Source organism: Nocardia amamiensis, from assembly GCF_015477605.1.
GTDB lineage: Bacteria > Actinomycetota > Actinomycetes > Mycobacteriales > Mycobacteriaceae > Nocardia > Nocardia amamiensis_A.
On sequence record NZ_JADLQX010000025.1, the window covers coordinates 36,026 to 57,351 of the forward strand.

The following is a 21,326-nucleotide window of genomic DNA, read 5'->3' on the forward strand; positions in this document are numbered from 1 at the left end:
CTCGCTCACAGCGTTGCGGTGATGTCGTGCGATAGGCATGTGAAGTGATTGCCGGGGATGTCGACGACCTCGAGTCTGCCCAGACACAGTGCGGACCAGTATTCGGTGAGATCGGTCGACATGCCGGAGACCAGTTGCATGCCCTCGCGCGGGCGCAGCAGGGTGATGTCGCCGGCATACGGCTGCGGCCGGTGTTTGCCGGCGGCGTGGAAGCTGTGGCTGAAGACCTCGAACCGTTCGATGTCGGTGGTGATCCTGGCGACGCGTTCGGCGGCGGGCAATTCGGCGAGGGAACCGAAATCCAGTGAACCTGCTGGGATTCGGCCCGGGGTTCCGGCGAGTACGGCGCTCAGCGTGGCACCCAGCGCCTCAGTGTCTCCAGGGTAACCGAACACGGTCGGGTCCGCTCCCAGCGCTTGCGCGAAAGTGCCTTCGATCACCATCGGCTCCTCCACTTCGAATTCCAATGGGTAGCTGCTGATCACGGTCAGACCGGCGACCGTGCCGCCGCGTTCGGTGAAGGTGCGCGCGACCTCGGTGGCCAGCAGTCCGCCCAGGCAGTATCCGACGAATCGAACCGTGGTGTGTCCGGCGGCGAGCAGCGCCTCGGCGTAGTCGCCGGCCAGCCGGTCGAACAGCACCTCGTCGGGGATATCGGTGAACGCCTGCGCCTGGGGCACCACCAGTCCCAGGACCCGCCGCGAGCCCGACAATCGCGCGGCCAAGCGCTGATACGGTGCCATCGTGCCCATGCCCTCGTGAACCAGGACGATGACCGGATTCGGATCACTGGGCGGGCCGCCCAGATCCACCAGCGGCGACCCGGCGGCCGTCGACTCCGACTCCGCACCGTCACGGAGGAAGTCCGCCAACTGGGCCACTGTCGGTTGATGCAGCAGTTGCCGCAGAATGCTGTCGAAGTACAACGCGTTCGCGCGGGTGATCTCCCGCTGCACCCGCCCGGCGATCTGGCTGAGCAGAACCGAGTCCGCGCCGAGGCCGAAGAGATTGGCCGAGCGAGGAATATGTCTGCGGCGCAACAGCTCCGCGGTGATCTCGGCCAGCTGCCGTTCGAGGTCGTCGCGCGGCGTGTCGTCCTCGGCGCTCGTCCGATCGGATTCGGCGATCAGGGTCGCCGCCAGATCGGTGAGTGCACGTCGATCCACCTTGCCGTTGCCGGTCAACGGCAAGGCCGACACGGTGTGCACGATCTGCGGAACCATATACTCCGGCAGCGCGGCACGCAGATGCGCCGTCACCGACGGCCCGGCGATGAACACGTGCTGTCCGAGCGGTTCGAGGGGGTGACCGGGCTCGGGCAGACAGGTGACCTCGCCGAACGGTTCCAGTTCGGCCAGCCACTCCTCGCGGGTCAGGAATGTCCGGCCCGTTTCGGCGCGCTGATCCTCAGGGGCGGTCATCATGAACGCCTGCGAGGCCATGACCTCGTAATGCTCGCGAGTGGGTTCGGTGATCACGAGCGTGCCGCCAGGTGCGAGCAATTCCCGCAGCCACGCCATCGACCGGGTGGTATTGCGGGCGTTGTTGAGCACCCCGGCGCACAGGATGAGGTCGAATGACGCCGGTGCCAAATGCTGTTCCGCCGGGGGCTGGTCGATGTCGTAGACGGCGAAGGCCAATCCGGGGAACCGGGTGCGCGCGTGATCGAGCAGGAACGGCGACACATCGGTGTAGAGGTAGTACGCGGACCCGATATCCGGACAGGCGGCGAGGACTTCGGCGGTGGTCGCGCCGACCCCGGCGCCGACTTCGAGGATCCGCGCGGGACGGCGCTGGCGCACCGCCTCGGCGGCGACCCGGTTCATGTAGCGAGTCATGATGTTCGTGCGGTAGGCGGCCTCGGCCACTTCCATGCCGCCGCGGGGGAACATCAACCCGAACGGATCCACCTCGCCCCGCAGCACCCCCGCCATCGCCGCGGCGCTGCCGGCCAGGTAGTCGATCAACCGGGCGTCGCTGAGTTCGGGTACCGCCAGCGCGCGAACCCGCGCCCACGCCGAATCGAAATCCGCAGTGGGTGCCGGGTTCTCGGCCAGCACATGTTGCCACCGCTGATACAGCCCACGATGGCGGGGGGCGATCTCATGCTCGGCGACGGTGTGCATCGCCGCGTGAGCCGCGGTCAGTACTGCCGCGTCCAAGGCGTCGGCGAAGGCGCGCCCTCGATCGGCGTCGGCGTGTACCGAGTCACCGGCGTGCCGCAGCCGCGATTCGGCGAATGCCACGAGCTGCCGGTCGGCGCCTGCGCCGTGCACGACGACGGCGCTCGCCGCGACATCCGGATGTCCGGCCATCGCGGCTTCGATCTCCGCTGGTTCGATCCGGTGCCCCCGCACCTTGACCTGATGGTCGGCGCGACCGAGGAATTCGATTTCGCCGTCGGGGAGATAGCGGCCGAGGTCCCCCGTCCGATACCAGCCGCCGACGAACTTCTGGGCCGTCAGAGCGGGATCGCCGCGATAGCCGAGTGCGACACCCGCGCCGCCGATCCACAGCTCCCCCGCGACCCAGTCCGGACAGTCGTGCCCCAGCGCGTCGACGATCCGGAAGCGCTGATTGGCCAACGGCCGGCCGTAGCGCACACTCGCCGCATCTGGTGCCAGCTCACCGATTTCGTGACTGATCGACCAGATGGCCGCCTCGGTGGCGCCGCCGAGCGAGATCAGCCGCGCCTTCGGGAACCGCTGCCGAAGCTGCGCGGGCAAAGTGACCGGAATCCAGTCGCCCGACAGCAGCGCCACTCGCACCGACGGCGCATCACCGGGCAGATAGTCGGCCAGCATCTGGGCTTGGGCGGGAACGGAATTCCAGATCGTGACCCCGTGACCGAGAACCAGCTCCGCCCAGTGTGACGGGTCGCTGCGCCGGTCCGGATCGGGCAGGATCAGACAGCCGCCGACACCCAGCACGCCGAAGATGTCGTACACCGACAGATCGAATCCGAGCTGGGCCAGCCCCAGCACGCGGTCGTCGGCGCAGACCTCGAACCGGGTGTTGATGTCTTCGATGGTGTTGCGCGCGGCGGCATGGCTGATCATGACGCCCTTGGGGGTGCCGGTGGATCCGGAGGTGTAGATCACGTACGCAACCGCCTCGGGTCCGATCAGCGACGACGGCGGATTCACCACAGCATCCGGTGCGGGCGCCGGGATGTCGGTGAGGACGTGGTGGACACCGTCGAGCATCGCGGCGCGGCGCGGCCCGGGCTGGGTGGTATCGACCGGGACATAGGCGCAGCCCGCCAGCAGTACGCCGAGCACCGCGGCGATCTGGTCGATTCCCTTCTCCATGTTGATCGCCACCAGATCACCGGGTTCGGTGTCCAGGGCGCCGGCGACCGCGGCTGCACGGGCGAGCAGTTCGGCATGGGTGACCATTCGTCCACCGGCGATCACGGCGGGCCGGTCACCGTAGCGAGCCGCGGCGGCCAGCCACGGTTCGTGCAGCAGCCCCGACGGCAACTCGGCCGCGGTGTCGTTCACCTGCCTACGGATGCGCAGCTGCGACTCGGGCACCGGGATCGGCGGCTCGGCGTCGATCGGCCCGGTCAGCAGTGCGACGAATGCGTCGAAGGCGTCGTCGGCCAGCCCTTCGGGCAGCACTCCCTCACGGACGTCCCAGCTGACCAGCATGGAGTCGGCTTGTTCGACGGCCTGGCAGTCGATCCAGACCTGCGGGGTCTGGCTGATGCCGTAGCGGATATCCGCGCTGCCTCCGTTGAGCACGCCGGTGAACACGATCGGCATCAGCGTGCGCCGCCCGCGGCGACCGAGTTCACGCAGCAGCTCCACCCCGGAGTAGAGGCGGTGGTCCACGTCGTTCAACAGCTGTCCGCCGAGACTGTGTGCGCGCTCGGCCAGCGACTGTGACACGGTGAGATCGACTTCGAGCAGGTTCACCGAGGTGAAATCGCCCGCGAGCGTACACACCTGCTCGTGCAGGGCGAGACGGTTCTGCAGCGGCATGTTCAGCGTGAATCGCTTGCTGGTGCTCCAGCGGCCGATGGTCTCGGCATAGGCCGCCAGCACGAGCGCCGACGTGGTGACCTGATGTGCGGCCGCGGCGGCGCGCAACGTCGGTATCCGCCGCTGCAGGCGGCGGAATCGCGGCGGCGGGGTGCCTGCACCGGCCACCGGCAGCTCCGGCGGACCGGGCAGATCGTCGATGCGGGCGAGCCAGTAATCGCGGTGTTCGGCGTACTCCGTTGTATCGGTCATCGCCCGCTGGGCCAGTACATAGTCCCGGAAGGAGATGTCGATGTCGGCGAGCGTGCCACCCCGCAACAAGTCCAGCAGTTCCCCGACCACCAGTTGCACGCTGGAGAAGTCGGCGATGAGCAGATCGACTGACACATGCAGCAAGCGGCCGGGAGACAGACATAGCGTATGCAGTGGCCATCGGGCCGGATCGTACTGCGCATGACTCAGCTCCGCGCGGACCTTTTCGGCCGATTCACCGATCCGGATGCCGAATTCGGGCACCTCGGACAGCACCCGCTGGGTCCCGGTGGCCGGATCGATGACCGCGCGCAACATGTCGTGGCGTCGGATCAGTGTCTGCCATGCGGCTTCCACGGCCTCCGGCTCGACGTCGCCGAGCCACACCTCGAGATACCCGTGGCAGGGCACGCCGCCGTAGTCGAAGGCGTCGGTGCGCCCGAGCAGGTACGACGACTGGACATCGGTGAGCGGGAATGGTTCGTGCCGGTTCTGCGGACGTGGAATCAGGGTATGTTCGGCAGACAGAAGTTCGATCACCGCGTCGCGGTGGTGTTTCAGCGCGCTCTTGTGCTCGTCGGTGAACACCGCGTGCGGGGCGCGGTAGCGCAGTGCACCGTTCTCGGTCCAGAGCTCGATTCCCAAGGCACGCAGGACTCGAACCAGCTCCGCGGGCTCGGTGACGTCGGCTGGGTTGGTTTGGGCAGGGCTGGTCACAGCTCCCCTTCCTCGAATTGCTGGTTGTCGATCGACCCCGCGAGGTCGGCGATGGTGGGCGCGGCGAACACCTCGCGCAGGGTCAGCCGGATGCTGTGCTCCCGGCGCAGCCGCTCGGTGAGCCGGGTGACGACGAGGCTGTCGCAGCCGAGGGCGAAGAAGTTGTCGTCACGGCCGACGCTGACGTCGAGCAGTTCGCCGAGCAGTTCGGCGAGCAGTCGTTCGGTGGGGCCTTCCGGTGGCGCGGTAGTCGGGGCCGGTTCGATATCGGCCAGCGCCCGCCGATCCACCTTTCCGTTGGCGGTCAGCGGCAGCGCCTCCAACGGCATGAGGGCGTGCGGGACCGCGTAGGTGGGCAGCAGGCCGCGCAGCTGCTCGCGCAATGCTTCGACGTCGAGAGCGGTACCGGCGTCAGCGGGCACCACGAACCCGATCAGCCGCCGCTGAGCGCGGGGGCCGGTAGCGACCGCGACGCCGTCGGCGACGCCCGGACACGCTGCCAGCGCCGATTCGATCTCGCCCAGTTCGATGCGGTGACCACGGATCTTGACCTGATGGTCGGTGCGGCCGAGGAACTCCAAGGTGCCGTCGTCCCAGAACCGGCCGCGGTCACCGGTCCGGTACCACCGCTGCCCGTCGCTGGTGACGAATTTCTCGGCGGTGAGCCCTGGATCGCCCCGGTATCCGCGCGCCACGCCGGCCCCGCCGATCCAGAGTTCGCCGGCTACCCAGTCGGGGCAGTTCCGGCCGTTCTCGTCAACAACCCGGTACCGCTGCCCACGCAGCGCCCGGCCGTACGGGATCGAGGTCCAGTGCGGCGGTACCTGTTCCACTTCGCACACGTTCGACCAGATCGCGGCCTCGGTGGCCCCGCCCAGCGCGAGGAACCGGCAGCCAGGAGCCGTGGCGTGCAGTCGATCCGGCAGATCGAGGCCCACCCAGTCACCGGAGACCAGAACCACACGCAGCGGCAGGGTGGCGGTCTCATCCGCGTGAGCGGTCAGCAGCATGTCGAGCAGAGTCGGCACAGTGTTCCAGACGGTGATGCCATGGTCGCGGACCAGGCGTACCCAAGCTGGGGCGTCGCGGCGCTGATCCTCGTCGACGAGCACGATCGTGGCTCCGGCCGACAGCATTCCGAAGATGTCGTAGACCGACAGATCGAAATCCAGCGCCGACACCGCCAGCACCCGGTCGGTCGAGTCCACGTCGTAGCGCTCGTTGATATCGGTGATGGTGTTGTATGCCGCGGCGTGGGTGATCTCCACGCCTTTGGGATCACCAGTGGAGCCGGAGGTGTAGATGACGTAGGCGAGCGAATCGGGGCGGACCGTGACCGGCGCCGACAGGGGCGTGGGTGACCGGAAGCGATCGAGATCGTCGATCACCGTGGACACCTCCGCCGCGGCGAGGATGCGCGCTCGCCGGGACTGCGGCTGGTCCACCCCGATCGGCAGGTATGCCGAACCCGCGGCCAGAACGCCCAGGACGGCGGCGATCTGGTCGGGTCCTTTCGGCAGCGCCACGGCGATGACCTCGCCCGCAGGCAGCGTAGCGGCGATACTGAGCGCCCGGTGCGCGAGCTCGCCGTAGGTGATCTTGCGACCGTCGTGTATCACCGCGACGGCCCCCGGCGGCTGATCGAAGAATCCGCTGTGCAGCAGTCCACTGCGGGCGCCCGCGGCGCCGACACCGCGCTGCGGCGCCGTGACCTCGGGGAGCGACTGCCCGTGACCGTCGGTGACCGCGCGCACCAGATCCTCGAAGGCAGCGAACATCGCACCGACCACACCCGGGCAGAACAGCTCCTCGACCGCGTCGAGCGCGTACTCCAAACCGGAGTCGGATTCGTGGACCTGTAGATCCAGCCACACCTGCGGTGTCTGCGAGATCGCGAAGACTTTGTCGCCGAATGCGGACGGATCCAGGGTCAACCCGTCCTCGGCGACACCGAGCGCGCTGGTGAACACGACGGGGAAACCGACCTGTTCGCCGTGATGACGGGCCAGTTCACGCAGAATCCACATCGGTCCGGCATCACGATGATCCAGGTCCGCCCACATCCGCCGGTGCAGCTGCCGCGCGGCGTCGACAATCGTCGCGCCGCTGCGGAACTCGGTGAACAGCAGGGAGGTGAAGTCGCCCAGCACCCGGTTGATGTGCGGGTGGACCGCCCGGCGGTCGAACAGCGTGACGTTGACGGTGACGTCAGGGCGGCCGGACCACACGGCCAAGACCTCGCCGTAACAGGCCAGCAGCAGCACCGTCGGTGTGATGCCGTACTCGCGGGCCACCTCGCGCAGTCGCTGCCACCGTGCGGCCGGTAGCAGGCCCGAGCGACGCACGAAGCGCGGCGCGCCGACCGAAGCCGGGTCGATCCGCAGCGGCGGGCTGGGTGCGGGCGGCAGTTCGGGGATGCGCTCGCGCCAGTACTGCCGCGCTTCGTCCTCGCATGCCGGCCGGACCTGGGTCAGGTAGTCGCGGAACGTGATATCGATCTGCGGCAGCGCAACGCCGGGATCGCGGTAGAGCAGACCCAGTTCGGAGAAGAGGATCATCATGCTCAGCCCGTCGAGCAGTATGTTGTCCAGGCTGATGCCGATCCGATCCCCGGGCCCCAGTCGCACATCGAACAGGGGCCAGCTACCGGTGTCGAGAACCTGGTGCGACATCACCTCGCGCACATCGCGATCGGTGCGCCGCACCCGCCACTGCGGCAGCTCCTCGGCGCGCAGCACACGCTGATCACCGTCTTCGCCGAATACCGCCCGCAGCATGTCGTGCCGGGCGATCAAGTGTCGCCAGGCCTGTTCGAACCGTTCGATATCAATACCGGGACAGTGGAATTCGCTGTAGTAGTGCGTGCCGACACCACCCAGCGCGGCGCCGGCGCCCCGGCCGATCCAGTAGGCACGCTGAATCTCCGAGGCGGGGAAAGGGTCGTGGCGCCGATCCGGGTCGGCGGTGATGGTCTGTGGGGAAACCGCGTCGCTGTCGGACAGTTGTGCGGCGAACGCGGCGAGGGTGCGGTGGGCGTAGAGATCGGCCAGTCGCGCGCCGGGGAACCGGTCGATCATCCGGGTAGCCAGGAGCGAATCGCCGCCGAGTGCGAAGAAGTCGTGTTCGCATCCGATGTCACGGACACCGAGGACCTGTGACCATACCGCCGCGACGTGGCGCTGCGCGGCGGTCCGCGGGGCGGTCACTGCGGGCGCGGGACCGTGGTCGGCCAGCAGTTCGGTGAGTGCGCGGCGGTCCACTTTCCCATTAGCCGACAAAGGCATTCGCGGCAGCACCCGGATCCGGTCCGGACGCATGTACTCGGGCAGGAAATCTGCCAGCGAACGAGACAGGTCCTCCACGTCGACCGCGACGCCGGTCCAGCGCGCCGAGATACTGAACAGGCTGCCGTGCGCGCGAGCATGCTCCACCGCGAAGCCGCCCGCGGCCAGCAGCTGCTGCCATCGCTTCGGTGACAGCATCGGATCACCTTGCGGGAAGCCATTTTCCAGTATGGCCGCGGTGAGCAGGCCCAGCGGCGGCAGGCTCGGCTGTTCGACCAGGAACAACCGTCCTCCGGGGCGGAGCAGATACGCCGCGGCGGCCACGCCGGCGGCCGGATCGCGAAACGTGTGCAGCGTGGCGAAGCACACCACGAGATCGCATCGGCCATGCAGATCCGGCGGCAATTCGCCGTGCGGCGCAATCCGGCTGTGCCGAACGGCTTCCGCCGACAGCTCCGTGCCCGCACACAATGCCTCCACCAGTCGGTCGCCGGTGTGGTCACCGATTTCGGCCACATGGACCGAGCCCTGCGAGGGCACCAAGTGGCGCGCAACCGTCGTCACATCGGCAAGTGCCGCCGGTGATTCGGGCAGCGACCACAGGAGCGAGCGCGGCGCGAGAACTGGATCGTCGAGCAGTACCAGCGGATCGCGGTCCCCGGACAATACCGCCGGCAACGCCTCGCACGGCAGCGGCGACGAGGCGGTGTCGTATCCGTCGGTCTCCGCCAGCCAGCGTTCCCACCGCTGCACGAGCGGGCCGAAGCGCTCATGGATGCGCGGCTCTTCCCGCAGCAGTCGGGCGAGGGTGGCCCGCACGACCGGTATCTGGTCCTGGGGCGGCAGGCATGCCGGGTCGTATGTCGTCGCTTCGACCTTCGGTATCACCGGCGTCACGGCGGCAGTGAGCCGGTTACCGGCCGCCACGGTCACTGCCGTGCCGACCGTCGGATGCGCGCTCAGCGCGGCATCGATCTCGCCAGGTTCGATCCGGTGTCCCCGCACCTTGATCTGGTGGTCGGCGCGCCCCAGGAATTCCAGGGAGCCGTCGGGCAGATACCGGGCCAGATCGCCGGTGCGATACCAGCCGTCGGTGAATTTGTCCCGGGTGCGTTGCGGGTCACCGAGGTATCCGCGGGCCACTCCCGCGCCGCCGATCCACAGCTCTCCCGGTACCCAGTCGGGTCGGTCGCGGCCGAGCGCGTCGACCACGCGGCAGCGCACATTGCTCAGCGGTATCCCATAGGGGATCGAGGTCCACCGCCTGTCGACCTCGTCCACGAGCTGGATCGTGGAATGGATGGCGGTTTCGGTGGTGCCGCCGAGGGCGGCGAAGACGCAATCCGGTGCCACGCGGTGGAGCCGACCGGGCAGGTCGGTGCCCACGCGATCGCCTCCGATCAGCACCACGCGCAATGGCAATGGCGGGCAACCGGTCACCAGCATGTCCAGGATCGCGGGCACGCAGTTCAGCACCGTCACCTCGTGGGTGACGGCCAGCTGGGCCCACGCGGCGGCGTCGCGACGTTCATCTTCGCCGATGAGCACGATCGCGCCGCCCACCGACAGCGGCGCGAAGATGTCGAACACCGACAGGTCGAAGTCCAGCGCCGAAATCGCGAGGGTGCGGTCACGACTCGACAGGTCGAACCGCTCGATCAGATCGTCGATGGTGTTGGCCGCGGCCGCATGGGTGATCTGCACGCCCTTCGGCTCCCCCGTGGATCCGGAGGTGTAGATGACGTATGCCAGCTCGCCGGCGTTGGCTGCGGGAAGGGGGCCCGCCGCGGCGAGTATCCGCTCGCGCCGGTACTGCGGTTGGTCGGCACCGACCGGCAGGTAAGCCGACCCAGCGGCCAGAATGCCGAGCACATCGATGATCTGGTCCGGTCCTTTGGGTCGGCGGACCGGAATGAGATGACCGGCAGGCAGACCGGAGGCCACCGCCCGCGCCCGCCGCGCGAGTTCACCGTAGGTCAGACAACCATCGCCACCCCACAGGACTGCGGGTGCGTCCGGCTGCGCCTCGGCAAGGGCGAAGAAGCGGCCGTGCAGAGTTCTTGCGGCACGGGGCTTCTCGGTCGCGTTGACCGATTCGCGGACCGTGCGTTGCGCCGCGGGAAGCAGGTCCGGCAGCGGACCGTCCCAGGCCGCTTCGTCGGCCACCAGCGTATCGAGGAGCCTAGTGTAGGCGGTGAACATCGCGTCCAGTACGCCCGGCGCGAAGATCTGCTCCCGCGCGTCCCAATTGACCAGCAGACCGCCGTCGAACTCGGTGACCTGGGCATCCAGCGACACCTGCGGGCCCTGGGAGATGATCCACACCGGATCGCCGAAACATTCCCGCACGGCTGGAGCGAACAATTCGCCCAACCCCAGGGCGCTGGTGTAGACCACCGGAGCCAACTGAGGCTCGGCGTGGTGGCGTCCGAGATCGCGAAGCACATCGACACCGGGATAGGCGGCGTGAGCGGCGTCGCGGCGAAACCGCGCCTGCAGGGCCGTGGCCCGTTCGGCGAATGTGCCGGCAATGGTGGTGTCCACCGCCACCAGTACCGAGGAAGTGAAATCGCCGACCAGGGCTCCCACGTCCGGATGCAGCGGATCCCGGTCGAACAACGGCACATTCAGCAGGAATTCCGGCTGGCCGCTCCAGTTTCCGATCACCTCGGCGAATGCCGAGGCGACGGCCATCGCCGGAGTCAGTCCACGACTTCGTGCCCGCCGCTCGAGCGTGTGCCGTGCGTCCGGTGGTAGCCAATGATGCCTGCGTACGACCTGGGTTCCGGAACTGGTAGCCGATCCCGGGACCGCCGGTGCGCCGGGCAGTTCCGGCAATCTCCGGCCCCAATATGCGCGGGCCGCACGGTATTCCGTTCTGTCACGCAATTCGTCGCGGTCGGCGAGGTAGCGGCGATAGCTGTAGCCCAGTTCGGGCAGCCTCGCCTGCGGATCGCGATACAGCGCCGCCAAGTCGGCGAACAGGACCCGCAGGCTCTGCGCGTCTGCGGCCAACATGTCGAGGTTGACATGCACACGGGTCCCTCGGGGTGTGTGCGACAGCTGCACATCGAACACCTCGCCCTGGGCCACGTCGAGTTGCCGGTGCGACAGCTGCGACCGCAGCCGGTCCAGCCCGTCCGGATCGGTGCTGAGATCGTGCACTCGCAGGCCGCGCCACGGACTGCTGGCCAGAACACGTTGTTTTCCATGCGAGTCGAATGCGGCCCGCAGCATGTCGTGGCGCTCGAACAGCGCTCGGACCGCGGTCTCGAGCCGGACCGGATCGACGTCGCGGCCGTCGAATTCGTTGTAGAAATGTGCCGCGACCCCGCCGAGTCGCTGACCCGGTTGCCGTCCGGCCCAATAGGCATGCGCCATGGTGGCCAGGTCGAAGGTGTCGCTCGCGGCCGCTGGTTCGGGTTCGCGGCGTGCTCGGCCGTCGAAGAACCTGCCCGCTCGGTGCGGGGCCGCATCGGCGACCAGTTCCACCCAATCGCGTAGCCGGGGTCGTTCGAGTAGTTCGATGAATCCCGCGCTCGCGCCGGCCCGCCGCCATTGCGCGGCCAGTTCCATTGCGGAGATCGAATCGATTCCCCTGCGCAACAGATCCTCGTCCAGGTCGATCGTCACTGGCGAGACACCGAGAACCCTTGCGACTGCGGCAATTACATCGGATGCCGCTATCGACATCGGTTGTCCTCCCTCGCTGGAAAGTCGTGCCGAGACAGGCTAACGTAATCCACAATGATTTTCATTACCAATCTCAAGAGGGGTGCTCGTGGCGAACGCGACGGCGTCGGCCCCGACCGGATCGTCCGGGCGGTAGTCGCCGTGCCAGTGGGAGGTACACGATGCTTGGACTGATACGTCCGGGGCGCACCCGGATCGCGGTGGCGATCGGATGCCAGGTACTCGCCGCGGCGGCGGGTGTGGTGCCCTTCGCGGCGGTCGCGGAACTGGGACGGTGGCTGCTCTCCGGTGCCGACGCCTGGCCTGCGGTGCTGGTCGCTGCTGCCGCGCTGGCGGTCCGGCTGGCGTTGTCGCTGTTGGCCGCGTCGCTGACCCACTACGCCGACAACGACATTCAGCTGTCCATCAGGCGCGCGATCGCCAGGCACGTCGGCGGGGTCCGTCTGGGCTGGTTCGACAGTCGCGACGCGGGTGCCCTGCGGAAAGCGGTCGGCGAGGACGTCACCGCACTGCATCACTTGATCGCGCACTCGGCGCTCGAGATCGTCAATGCGGTCACGGTCCCGGTTGTCTGTCTGGTGTATCTGTTCTGGGTCGACTGGCGGATGGCGTTGATCACGCTGATTCCGATCGTGGTCGGAATCGAGCTGTACCGCCGCGCGATGGCCGGTTTCGGGGAGGGTATGCGCGCCTACAACGAAGCCTCGGCGGGGATCAGCAAGGGCGCCGTCGAGTTCGTGCAGGGCATCGCGGTGGTCAAGACTTTCGGCCAGACCGGTCGCGCACACGACCGCTATCGCCGCGCGACCACGGAGTTCTGCGATTTCTTCGTCGGCTGGATGCAGCGGGTCAGTACGGTGTCGGCGGCCGCGGAACTCGCTTTGTCGCCGGTGTGCATGCTGGTGGTCATTCTGGTCGGCGGGGCCGCACTGGTGACCACGGGTCATCTCGACGCGGTCGATCTGCTGCCGTTCGCACTGCTGGGATTGGCGCTGTCGGCGCCGATTCAGGCACTCAGCCAGAGTGGTCAGGCGGTACAGGCGGGCATGCACGCCGCCGAGGCCATCCGGCAATTGCTGGCCACACCGACTATCGAGTACGGCACCGCCGCGGCGGGTGCGTCCCCGGTGATCCGATTCGACAACGTCCGGTTCAGCTACGACGGGGAAACCGATGTGCTGACCGGAATCAACCTGGAGTTGCGGCCCGGCACCGTCACCGCGATCGTCGGCGAATCCGGTTCCGGAAAGTCCACACTGGCCTCACTCGTCCCCCGCTTCCAAGACCCCATGGAGGGACGAATCACGCTTGACGGCACCGATATTCGCGAGCTTTCCCAAGAAAGTCTCTACCGGAGTATCGGTTTCGTCTTCCAAGACGTCCGGCTGCTGCGCATGAGTGTGCGCGACAACATCGCCTTGCCGCGTCCGGACGCTTCGACCGAGGAGATCGCCGCGGCGGCTCGCGCCGCAGCGATCGACGACCGGATCCGCACACTTCCCCGCGGGTACGACACCGTGGACGCGGCGCTGTCCGGTGGCGAGGCGCAGCGGGTGTCCATCGCACGCGCCGTGCTCGCCGACGCACCCGTGCTGGTGCTCGACGAAGCGACGGCATCGGTCGATCCCGAATCGGAAACCGCTGTCCAGCAGGGACTGTCACGTCTGGTAGGTAAGCGCACCGTGCTGGTGGTCGCGCACCGGTTGAGCACCGTTGTGGACGCAGATCAGATCGTGGTGCTGCACCGCGGCGCGATCGCCGAACGCGGAACGCACGCCGAACTGTTGGAGCGTGGCGGCCGCTACGCGCAGATGTGGGCCACTTGGAAGGGAGCGAACGCATGATCCGGATGCTCGCGAGAATCACCGATCTGCGCGCGGCACTCACCGCCACCGTGCTGACCGCTGTCGCACAAGGCGTCGTCTTCGCCTTGTTGGTGCCGGTGTTGCGGAATCTGCTGGGTCCCGACCCCGGCCGTTGCCTGCCATGGCTGGCCGCGCTCGCAGCCGCGGCCGTCGTCTACGGAACGCTGTTCCTGCGCACCGCCCGGGCCGGGCACGAACTCGCCGGCACCGTGCTGCGAACGCTCTACGAACGTCTCGGTGATCACCTCGCTACCCTGCCGCTGGGCTGGTTCGGTCCCGGCCGTGTCGGTGACGTCGGTACACTGGCGGGTACCGGGGTCGTTCAGGTCGCCAATGCGGTGGCCAATCTGGTCCGGCCGATCGTCGCCTCGGTGGTCACGCCCGCCACGGTGGTGGTGCTGATGTTCGCCTTCGACTGGCGGATCGCCTCCGCTGTGGTGGTGACGACACCGCTGATCGCGCTGGCGTTCTGGTGGACCGGCCGCCTGGTGTCCCGAGCCGACGAGGGCGCGCACACCGCCACCGCCGCGGCGGGCACCCGGGTCGTGGAATACGCGCAGGCGCAACGGGTCCTGCGCGCGTGCGGCCAGATCGCCCGCGGTTACGGTGCCCTCGACGATGCGCTCGTGGCGCAGCGCGACGCCGGGCGTCGTCTGATCGGCGCGGCCGTGCCGGGCCTGGTCGGCTTCACCGTGGTTGTGCAGGCGGTGTTCACGCTGGTGCTGTGGTACGGCACCTACCTGGCTGTCGGCGGCTCCCTCGACATCCCCACGTTGCTGGCGATGCTGGTCCTGGCGGTGCGGTTCGTCGAACCGATGATCGCCGCCGCCGAACTGGGCGGCGCGGTCGAGGTGGCGCGCAATCACCTGCGGCGCATCCAGGACGTCCTCGGCACCCCGCCGCTGCCCGAACCCGCCGCGCCCGCGGTCCCGGCCGGTCCGGAGGTGCGATTCGACAACGTGGTCTTCGGTTACGACGAGTCCGCGCCTGTGCTCGACGGTGTGTCGTTCACCCTTCCCGCCGGAACGCTCACCGCCCTCGCGGGACCCTCGGGGGCCGGCAAGACGACGGTGACCCGGCTGATCGCACGGTTCTTCGACACCGATTCCGGATCGGTGCAGGTGGGTGGGTGCGACGTGCGTGACCTGCCGAACGAAGTCCTGATGTCGATGCTGTCGCTGGTATTTCAGGACGTGTACCTGTTCGACGGCACGATCGCCGACAATATCCGTCTCGCTCGCCCCGATGCCGACGACGAACAGATGCGTGCCGCCGCGGCGGCTGCCCGCGTGGACGAGATCGTCGCCCGGCTACCGCACGGCTGGAACACCCGGGTCGGCGAAGGCGGCACCATTCTGTCCGGCGGGGAACGCCAGCGGGTGTCGATCGCCCGAGCGATGCTCAAGGATGCGCCGATCGTGCTCGCCGACGAACCGACCTCGGCGCTGGACCCCGAGAACGAAGCCGCGATTCGCGACGGACTGCTGGCCCTGGCCGCCGAACGGACCGTGCTGGTCATCGCGCACCGTCCCGCCACCCTCGTCCGTGCCGACCAGGTGTTGTTCCTCGCCGACGGCACCATCACCGAATCCGGCCGCCACGCCGAGCTGCTCGCCGCCGGTGGCCGGTATGCGCAGTTCTGGCGCGACCGCGAACACGCCCAGACCTGGCGGTTGACACCGTCCCCTCCACCCCCGGCGGTCAGCACGACTATCCGACCGACCGACGTTGCCCGACTGATGGCAGAGCAGGAGTCCTGACCCGATGACGCATACCGAACCGTCCTATGATGTCGCAATTCTCGGAGCGGGCATCGCCGGAAGCACCCTCGGAGCCATCCTGGCCCGCCACAACGTCAAAGTGCTGCTGATCGACGCCGGAGTGCATCCCCGGTTCGTGGTCGGGGAATCCACCATTCCCTACGCCACCAACACCATGAACATCCTCGCCGAGCGCTACGACGTCCCCGAACTGGCGCCGCTGTCGAATTTCAAGGACACCACCGACCGGGTCAGCGTGATGTGCGGCCAGAAACAGAATTTCGGCTTCGTCTACCACCGGACGGACCGGCCGCAGGACCCGGATCAGGCCAATCAGGTGGTGCTCCCGATCTGGTACCGCACCGAGGCGCACTGGTTCCGCCAGGACATCGACGCCTACGTCTTCGATCTGGCGGTGAAATACGGCGCCGACCACCGGCTCAACACTCGCATCGACGCCATCGACATCGACCCCGAACAGGGCGTCACGCTGACGTCGACGTCCGGGCAACGGTTCCGCGCCGAATATCTCGTCGACGCCAGCGGATTTCGCTCACCGGTCTCGGAACGATACGAACTACGCGAACAACCCACCCGCGCGCGGACTCACTCACGGTCCCTGTTCACCCACATGGTCGGCGTGAAACCCTTCGACGCGGTCAGCTCGGTCCGATACGGGCAGCCGACCCGATGGCATGACGGCACCCTGCACCACGTCTTCGACGGCGGCTGGCTGTGGGTCATTCCCTTCGACAACCACGACGCGTCCATGAACCCGCTGTGCAGCGTCGGGCTGACCCTCACCGACGGCACCGATCCGGACCGGCGTGACGCACCCGAGAAAGAATTCGACGACTTCCTGCGCCGCTTCCCCGCCATCGCCGAACAGTTCACCGACGCCCGCACGGTTCGCCCCTGGGTCAGCACGGGTCGTCTGCAGCACTCGGTGTCGCGTACCGTCGGCGACCGCTTCTGCCTGACCGCGGCCGCCGCCGGAACCATCGACGCGCTGTTCTCCCGGGGGCTGGCGAACACCTTCGAAATCGTCAACGCGCTGGCCTGGCGGCTCATTGACGCCGCATCCGACGGCGACTGGTCGCTCGAGCGCTTCGCCTACGTCGACGACATCCAACAGCGCATGTTCGACATGAACGACGACCTCGTCTATTCCTCGTATGTCGCTTTCCGCGACTACACCTTGTGGGACGCGATGATCAGGGTCTGGGACACCTTCAGCTTCTATTTCGCCGCCACTCAAGAGCACACGCTGGGCAAGTATCTGACCTCCCGCGACGATCAACTGTTCCGAGCACGTGAAACCGCCGATACGGCACTGTCCGTCGCGCTACGCGAGCTGCTGGCTACCGCGCGCACCACGTGCCAGGCCGTCGAGCGCGGCGAACTGGCCCCAGCCGCCGCGGCCGACAAACTGATCGACTACCTGCACCGCGAGCGGTTCTGGCCCGACTACATGCCGCACCTCGATCGCGAGGCCAAGTTCTTCGATATGAATTCCGACCGCGCCATGCGGATCATGCACTGGTCACGCACCGAAGCGCCGCAGCGCATCAGAGAGTCGTTCGCGTGATCCCCGCCTCTCGGTCGATTCTCGATACGACCGCCGCGGCGGTGGCGATCATGGTCGCCGCCCCCGCGGCGGTCGCGAATCCGGTTCCCGGACTTCGACCGAGCACTTGTCATGAGGTGACTGCGGCACTTCCCGATTCGGACCGAACCATCGCGGGTACGCTGTGTTCCCCGCCGGGCGCTCATGCGGTGCAGATCCTGCTGCACGGCTATACCACCAACCGCAGCTACTGGGACTTCCCCTACCTATGGCCGACATATTCGTATGCGCACGCCGCGGAGACCGCCGGGTTCGCGACGTTGCGGATAGATCTGCTCGGCTCCGGCACCTCCTCCCACCCGCCGAGTACCGCCCTCGGTTACGGGGACCAAGCAGCCGCGGTCCATCAGCTAGTGTCCGCCCTGCGAGACGGCAGCCTCGGCGGGGTTCGGTTCGATACCGTCGCGATCGTCGGTCACAGCAGCGGTTCGCTGGTTGGCCTGCTCGAAGCTGCCCACTATCACGACGTCGACGCCCTGGTCTCCACGGCGTTCACCCCCATGTTCAATGTCGACGACATCCTCACTCGCCTAGCGCCGAATCTCGTTCCCGCCGTGCTCGATCCGCGATTCAGCGACTCCGGCCTCGATCTCGGATACGTGACCACCAGAGCCGGATCACGCGCGATGTTCTACCACCCGGCCGACACCGATCCACAGGTCATCGCCGCTGATGAGAAGAGTAAGGACACCACCGCCATGCCCATGCTGGCGACCGTCACGCCGGGGACCGTGTCAGAGGCGCTGCGCGCCGTCGACATCCCCGTCCTCACCGTGAACGGAGCAGACGACCCGTTCTCCTGCGGATTCCTTGCCTCGGACTGCTCGTCGTCGGCTGCGCTCGCCGCGTCCGGACACGCCGTCTTCGGGCCCATGGCGGCCGTCGAGGCCGAAGTAGTGCCCCACAGCGGACACAATCTCGCACTCGAATACACCGCTCCGGCCACCGCGCAGACGATCCTGTCGTTTCTGGTCCGCCACCTGGGCACGGGACATCCCCACACCACCGAGGCCGGCCGGTGATGTCCGAGAAGACAACCCTCCGCCGCCGGGACTATTACGAGACCATCGTGCGTGGGCAGTTCGACCCGGTCTCGGTGACCGCCGCACTGGCCGGGTCCGGGCGATTGTCCGGCTACGTCGCCTACGAACGCGAGGGACGAATCCACCTCGGCGCCAATCCGATCGGATCGGTCACCGTCGACCGGAACCATGTTCGTTCCACCCTCGGTGAAGGGTCCACCCAGGCATGGAGCGGCACCCCGTGGCCACAGGTCGGGGCCGCGCTCGAGCACACGCCGGTGCCCGGCTGGCGTGCCTACGGATGGGCCTGTTTCGAGCTGGCGCATCCGGCCGCGGCACCGCACGACGTGCTGGCACATATGATGATTCCGGCCATCGAGTTCGACATCGGCGAGGACGCTGTGCTGATCCGCACCTGCGAGTCCGCCGACGATCTGCCGCAACTCGTGGCAGACCTGAAACACCTCGCGGCGGACCTGCCTGGTACCCGCCCCCGACCTGTCCACATCGCCGAGACCGACCCACAGTTTCTGCGCGCGGTAGGTACGGCGGTCGACCGCATCCGGACGCACGCACTACAGAAGGTCATTCTGTCGCGTGTCGTCGACATCCCTTTCCCGGTGGACATGCCCGCGACATACGTCACGGGGCGGCGGGCCAACACACCGGCGCGATCCTTCCTGGTCGACCTCGGCGGGTGGCAGGTTGCGGGTTTCAGCCCGGAAACAGTCCTGGAGGTGGACACCGACGGAATCGCGGCGACACAACCGCTGGCGGGCACCCGCGCACGGACCGGCGACGCCGAGGTCGACCGGACACTGCGTGCGAAACTGCTCACCGATCCGAAAGAGGTTTTCGAGCACGCCATCTCGGTGCGCCTCGCAGTCGAGGAGCTGACGACGATCGGACGTGCCGGCGCAACCCGGGTCAGCGAATTCCTCGAGGTCAAGGCGCGCCACAGCGTGCAGCATCTGGGATCACGGGTCGAAACCAGGCTGGCTCCCCCGCATTCGCGCTGGGATGCCCTCGGTGCGGTCTTCCCTGCCATCACCGCATCGGGGCTGCCGAAAGCGGCGGCCTGCCAGGTGATCGGCGAACTCGAATCCCGCCCGCGCGGGCTCTACGGCGGCGCGGTCCTGATCGCCGACCACGATGGCGAACTGGATGCGGCACTGGTGCTGCGGGCGGTCTACCAGCGCGCCGGACGGGCCTGGCTCCGCGCAGGCGCCGGGGTGGTGTCCGCCTCCACTCCGGCCCGTGAGCACGAGGAGACCTGCGAGAAATTCGGCAGCGTCGCACCGTATCTGGTGCCCGCCGCGCATCCGTTTAGCACCGAAACGATAGAGAGGCAACGAATATGACAGCCATGCCCGGCGTTGGCGATGGGTTCGACCGGATACCCGACCACCTCGCCGAATCTTATCGAGCCGCCGGGTACTGGACACGCACTTCGCTGGGCGGACTGCTGCGTGGCGCCGCATCGCGCTGGCCGGGCCGCCCGGTCCTGCACACCGGTGACGGGGTACGGACCTACCGTGAGCTCGACACCGATGCCGACCGAATGGCCCACGGGCTGCTGGCATCGGGCGTCGCGCCCGGCGACCGCGTCGTGGTTCAGTTGCCGAATGTCGCGGAATTCGTGGTGGTGCTGTTCGGACTGTTACGTGCGGGTGCGATCCCGGTCCTCACCTTGCCCGCCCATCGACGCACCGAAATCATGCATTTCGCAGAGCTTTCCGGTGCCACCGCCTACATCACGGCCGATCGTATCCGTGACTTCGACTACCGGGAGCTTGCGACCGAGGTTGTCGACGCGGTGCCCTCGGTCCGCCAGGTCCTCGTCCTCGGAGATCCGGGACCATTTCGCGCACTGAGTTCGGTTCCGTGCGAAGGCAATTCGCTGCCCGAGCCGAATCCGGGCGAGCTTGCGCTACTTCTGGTGTCCGGCGGCACCACCGGATTGCCCAAACTGATCCCCCGCACCCACGAGGACTATTCCTACAACGCGCGTGCAAGTGCCGAGGTCTGTGGCTGCGGCCCCGACGATGTCTATCTGGCGACTCTTCCAGTAGCGCACAACTTCCCGCTCGCGTGTCCGGGCATTCTCGGCACCATCGCGACCGGCGGTTCTATCGCCTTCACCGCCGCGGCCAGTCCCGACGCCGCCTTCTCCGCCATCGAACGCCACCGTGTGACGCTGACCGCGGTGGTGCCGCAGCTGGCGCAGCTGTGGTGCGCGGCGACCGAATGGGAGAACGCCGATCTTTCGTCGCTGCGACTGCTTCAGGTCGGCGGGGCCAAGCTGGCGGAGACGAACGCCCGCGCGATCAGGCCCGCACTGGGTGCTCAACTTCAGCAGGTCTTCGGGATGGCCGAGGGCCTCCTCAATTTCACCCGGCTCGATGACGACGACGAAATCGTGTCCACCACACAGGGCCGCCCACTCTCGCCGGCCGACGAGATTCGCGTGGTCGACGCCGACGGCAACGACGTCGCACCCGGTGAACAGGGCGAATTGCTCACCCGCGGCCCCTACACGATCCGCGGCTACTACCGCGCACCGCAGCACAATTCAAACGCCTTCACCCCCGACGGCTACTACCGCAGCGGCGACCTGGTCCGCCGATTGCCCAGTGGACACTTGGTGGTCTGCGGCCGGATCAAGGACGTCATCAGTCGCGGCGGGGAGAACATCTCATGTGCGGAGCTCGAGGAGCATCTGCTCGCCTATCCCGGTATCCGGCACGCCGCGGCGGTCGGAGTGCCGCACGGTCAGGGGGAGAAGGTCTGCGCTGTCGTGGTCGTCGACGGCGAGACGCCCACCCTCGCCGACCTGCGAGGGTTCCTCATCGATCGCGGACTGGCCTCCTTCAAACTCCCTGACATGATCCGCAAGGTCACCAGCCTGCCTGTCACCGCCGTCGGGAAGATCGACAGAAAAGCACTGCGCATACAGCACTGATCATCTGCCGACGCGAACACAAGGCACGCAGATTCAGCCGATCCGCCGTTCCGCTACCGAGCGGACCCGTGTCGTACTGGACGTCCTGGGCCGGGGCGATCGCTTCTGGACACACCAGGGACGAAGTCCCCGCGACACTGCATCCGGGCACGACTAGG

8 protein-coding genes are annotated in these 21,326 nt (G+C 67.6%); 6 read left to right on the top strand and 2 right to left on the bottom strand.

From position 1 onward, the window contains the following. Window positions 1-5: 5 nt before the first annotated feature. Together IU459_RS27760 and IU459_RS27765 are read right to left on the bottom strand one after the other, a co-directional pair. Window positions 6-4,955 (bottom strand): amino acid adenylation domain-containing protein, encoded by a 4,950-nt coding sequence (locus IU459_RS27760; protein ID WP_195132532.1) that lies wholly within the window; start codon window positions 4,953-4,955, stop codon window positions 6-8. Continuing rightward, complete coding sequence (locus IU459_RS27765) at window positions 4,952-11,932, bottom strand: non-ribosomal peptide synthetase (protein WP_195132533.1); 6,981 nt, start codon at window positions 11,930-11,932, stop codon at window positions 4,952-4,954. Before IU459_RS27765 ends, IU459_RS27760 begins: the two co-directional genes overlap by 4 nt. A gap of 161 nt (window positions 11,933-12,093) precedes the next feature. Here IU459_RS27765 and IU459_RS27770 point away from each other — a divergent pair, with 161 nt between their 5' ends. From IU459_RS27770 to IU459_RS27795, 6 genes are read left to right on the top strand one after another with little or no spacing between them, the layout of a single operon-like run. Continuing rightward, complete coding sequence (locus IU459_RS27770; RefSeq protein WP_195132534.1) at window positions 12,094-13,776, top strand: ABC transporter ATP-binding protein; 1,683 nt, start codon at window positions 12,094-12,096, stop codon at window positions 13,774-13,776. Continuing rightward, window positions 13,773-15,557 (top strand): ABC transporter ATP-binding protein, encoded by a 1,785-nt coding sequence (locus IU459_RS27775; protein WP_195132535.1) that lies wholly within the window; start codon window positions 13,773-13,775, stop codon window positions 15,555-15,557. The genes IU459_RS27770 and IU459_RS27775 overlap by 4 nt, the downstream gene beginning before the upstream one ends. A 4-nt stretch (window positions 15,558-15,561) precedes the next feature. Then, window positions 15,562-17,145, top strand: coding sequence for an NAD(P)/FAD-dependent oxidoreductase (locus IU459_RS27780; RefSeq protein ID WP_195132536.1), 1,584 nt, complete (start codon window positions 15,562-15,564; stop codon window positions 17,143-17,145). Next, complete coding sequence (locus tag IU459_RS27785; RefSeq protein ID WP_195132537.1) at window positions 17,142-18,206, top strand: alpha/beta fold hydrolase; 1,065 nt, start codon at window positions 17,142-17,144, stop codon at window positions 18,204-18,206. Before IU459_RS27780 ends, IU459_RS27785 begins: the two co-directional genes overlap by 4 nt. Further along, the gene (locus tag IU459_RS27790) at window positions 18,206-19,567 is read left to right on the top strand and encodes a salicylate synthase (RefSeq protein ID WP_195132538.1); all 1,362 of its coding nucleotides are present in this window, start codon (window positions 18,206-18,208) and stop codon (window positions 19,565-19,567) included. Before IU459_RS27785 ends, IU459_RS27790 begins: the two co-directional genes overlap by 1 nt. Next, complete coding sequence (locus tag IU459_RS27795; protein ID WP_195132539.1) at window positions 19,564-21,168, top strand: AMP-binding protein; 1,605 nt, start codon at window positions 19,564-19,566, stop codon at window positions 21,166-21,168. Before IU459_RS27790 ends, IU459_RS27795 begins: the two co-directional genes overlap by 4 nt. Window positions 21,169-21,326 lie beyond the last annotated feature (158 nt).

Excerpts from the sequence above, each read along its gene's own strand:
- IU459_RS27765 (WP_195132533.1), bottom strand. The coding sequence starts at position 11,932 with ATGTCGATAGCGGCATCCGATGTAATTGCCGCAGTCGCAAGGGTTCTC.
- IU459_RS27770 (WP_195132534.1), top strand. The coding sequence starts at position 12,094 with ATGCTTGGACTGATACGTCCGGGGCGCACCCGGATCGCGGTGGCGATC.
- IU459_RS27775 (WP_195132535.1), top strand. The coding sequence starts at position 13,773 with ATGATCCGGATGCTCGCGAGAATCACCGATCTGCGCGCGGCACTCACC.
- IU459_RS27780 (WP_195132536.1), top strand. The coding sequence starts at position 15,562 with ATGACGCATACCGAACCGTCCTATGATGTCGCAATTCTCGGAGCGGGC.
- IU459_RS27790 (WP_195132538.1), top strand. The coding sequence starts at position 18,206 with ATGTCCGAGAAGACAACCCTCCGCCGCCGGGACTATTACGAGACCATC.
- IU459_RS27795 (WP_195132539.1), top strand. The coding sequence starts at position 19,564 with ATGACAGCCATGCCCGGCGTTGGCGATGGGTTCGACCGGATACCCGAC.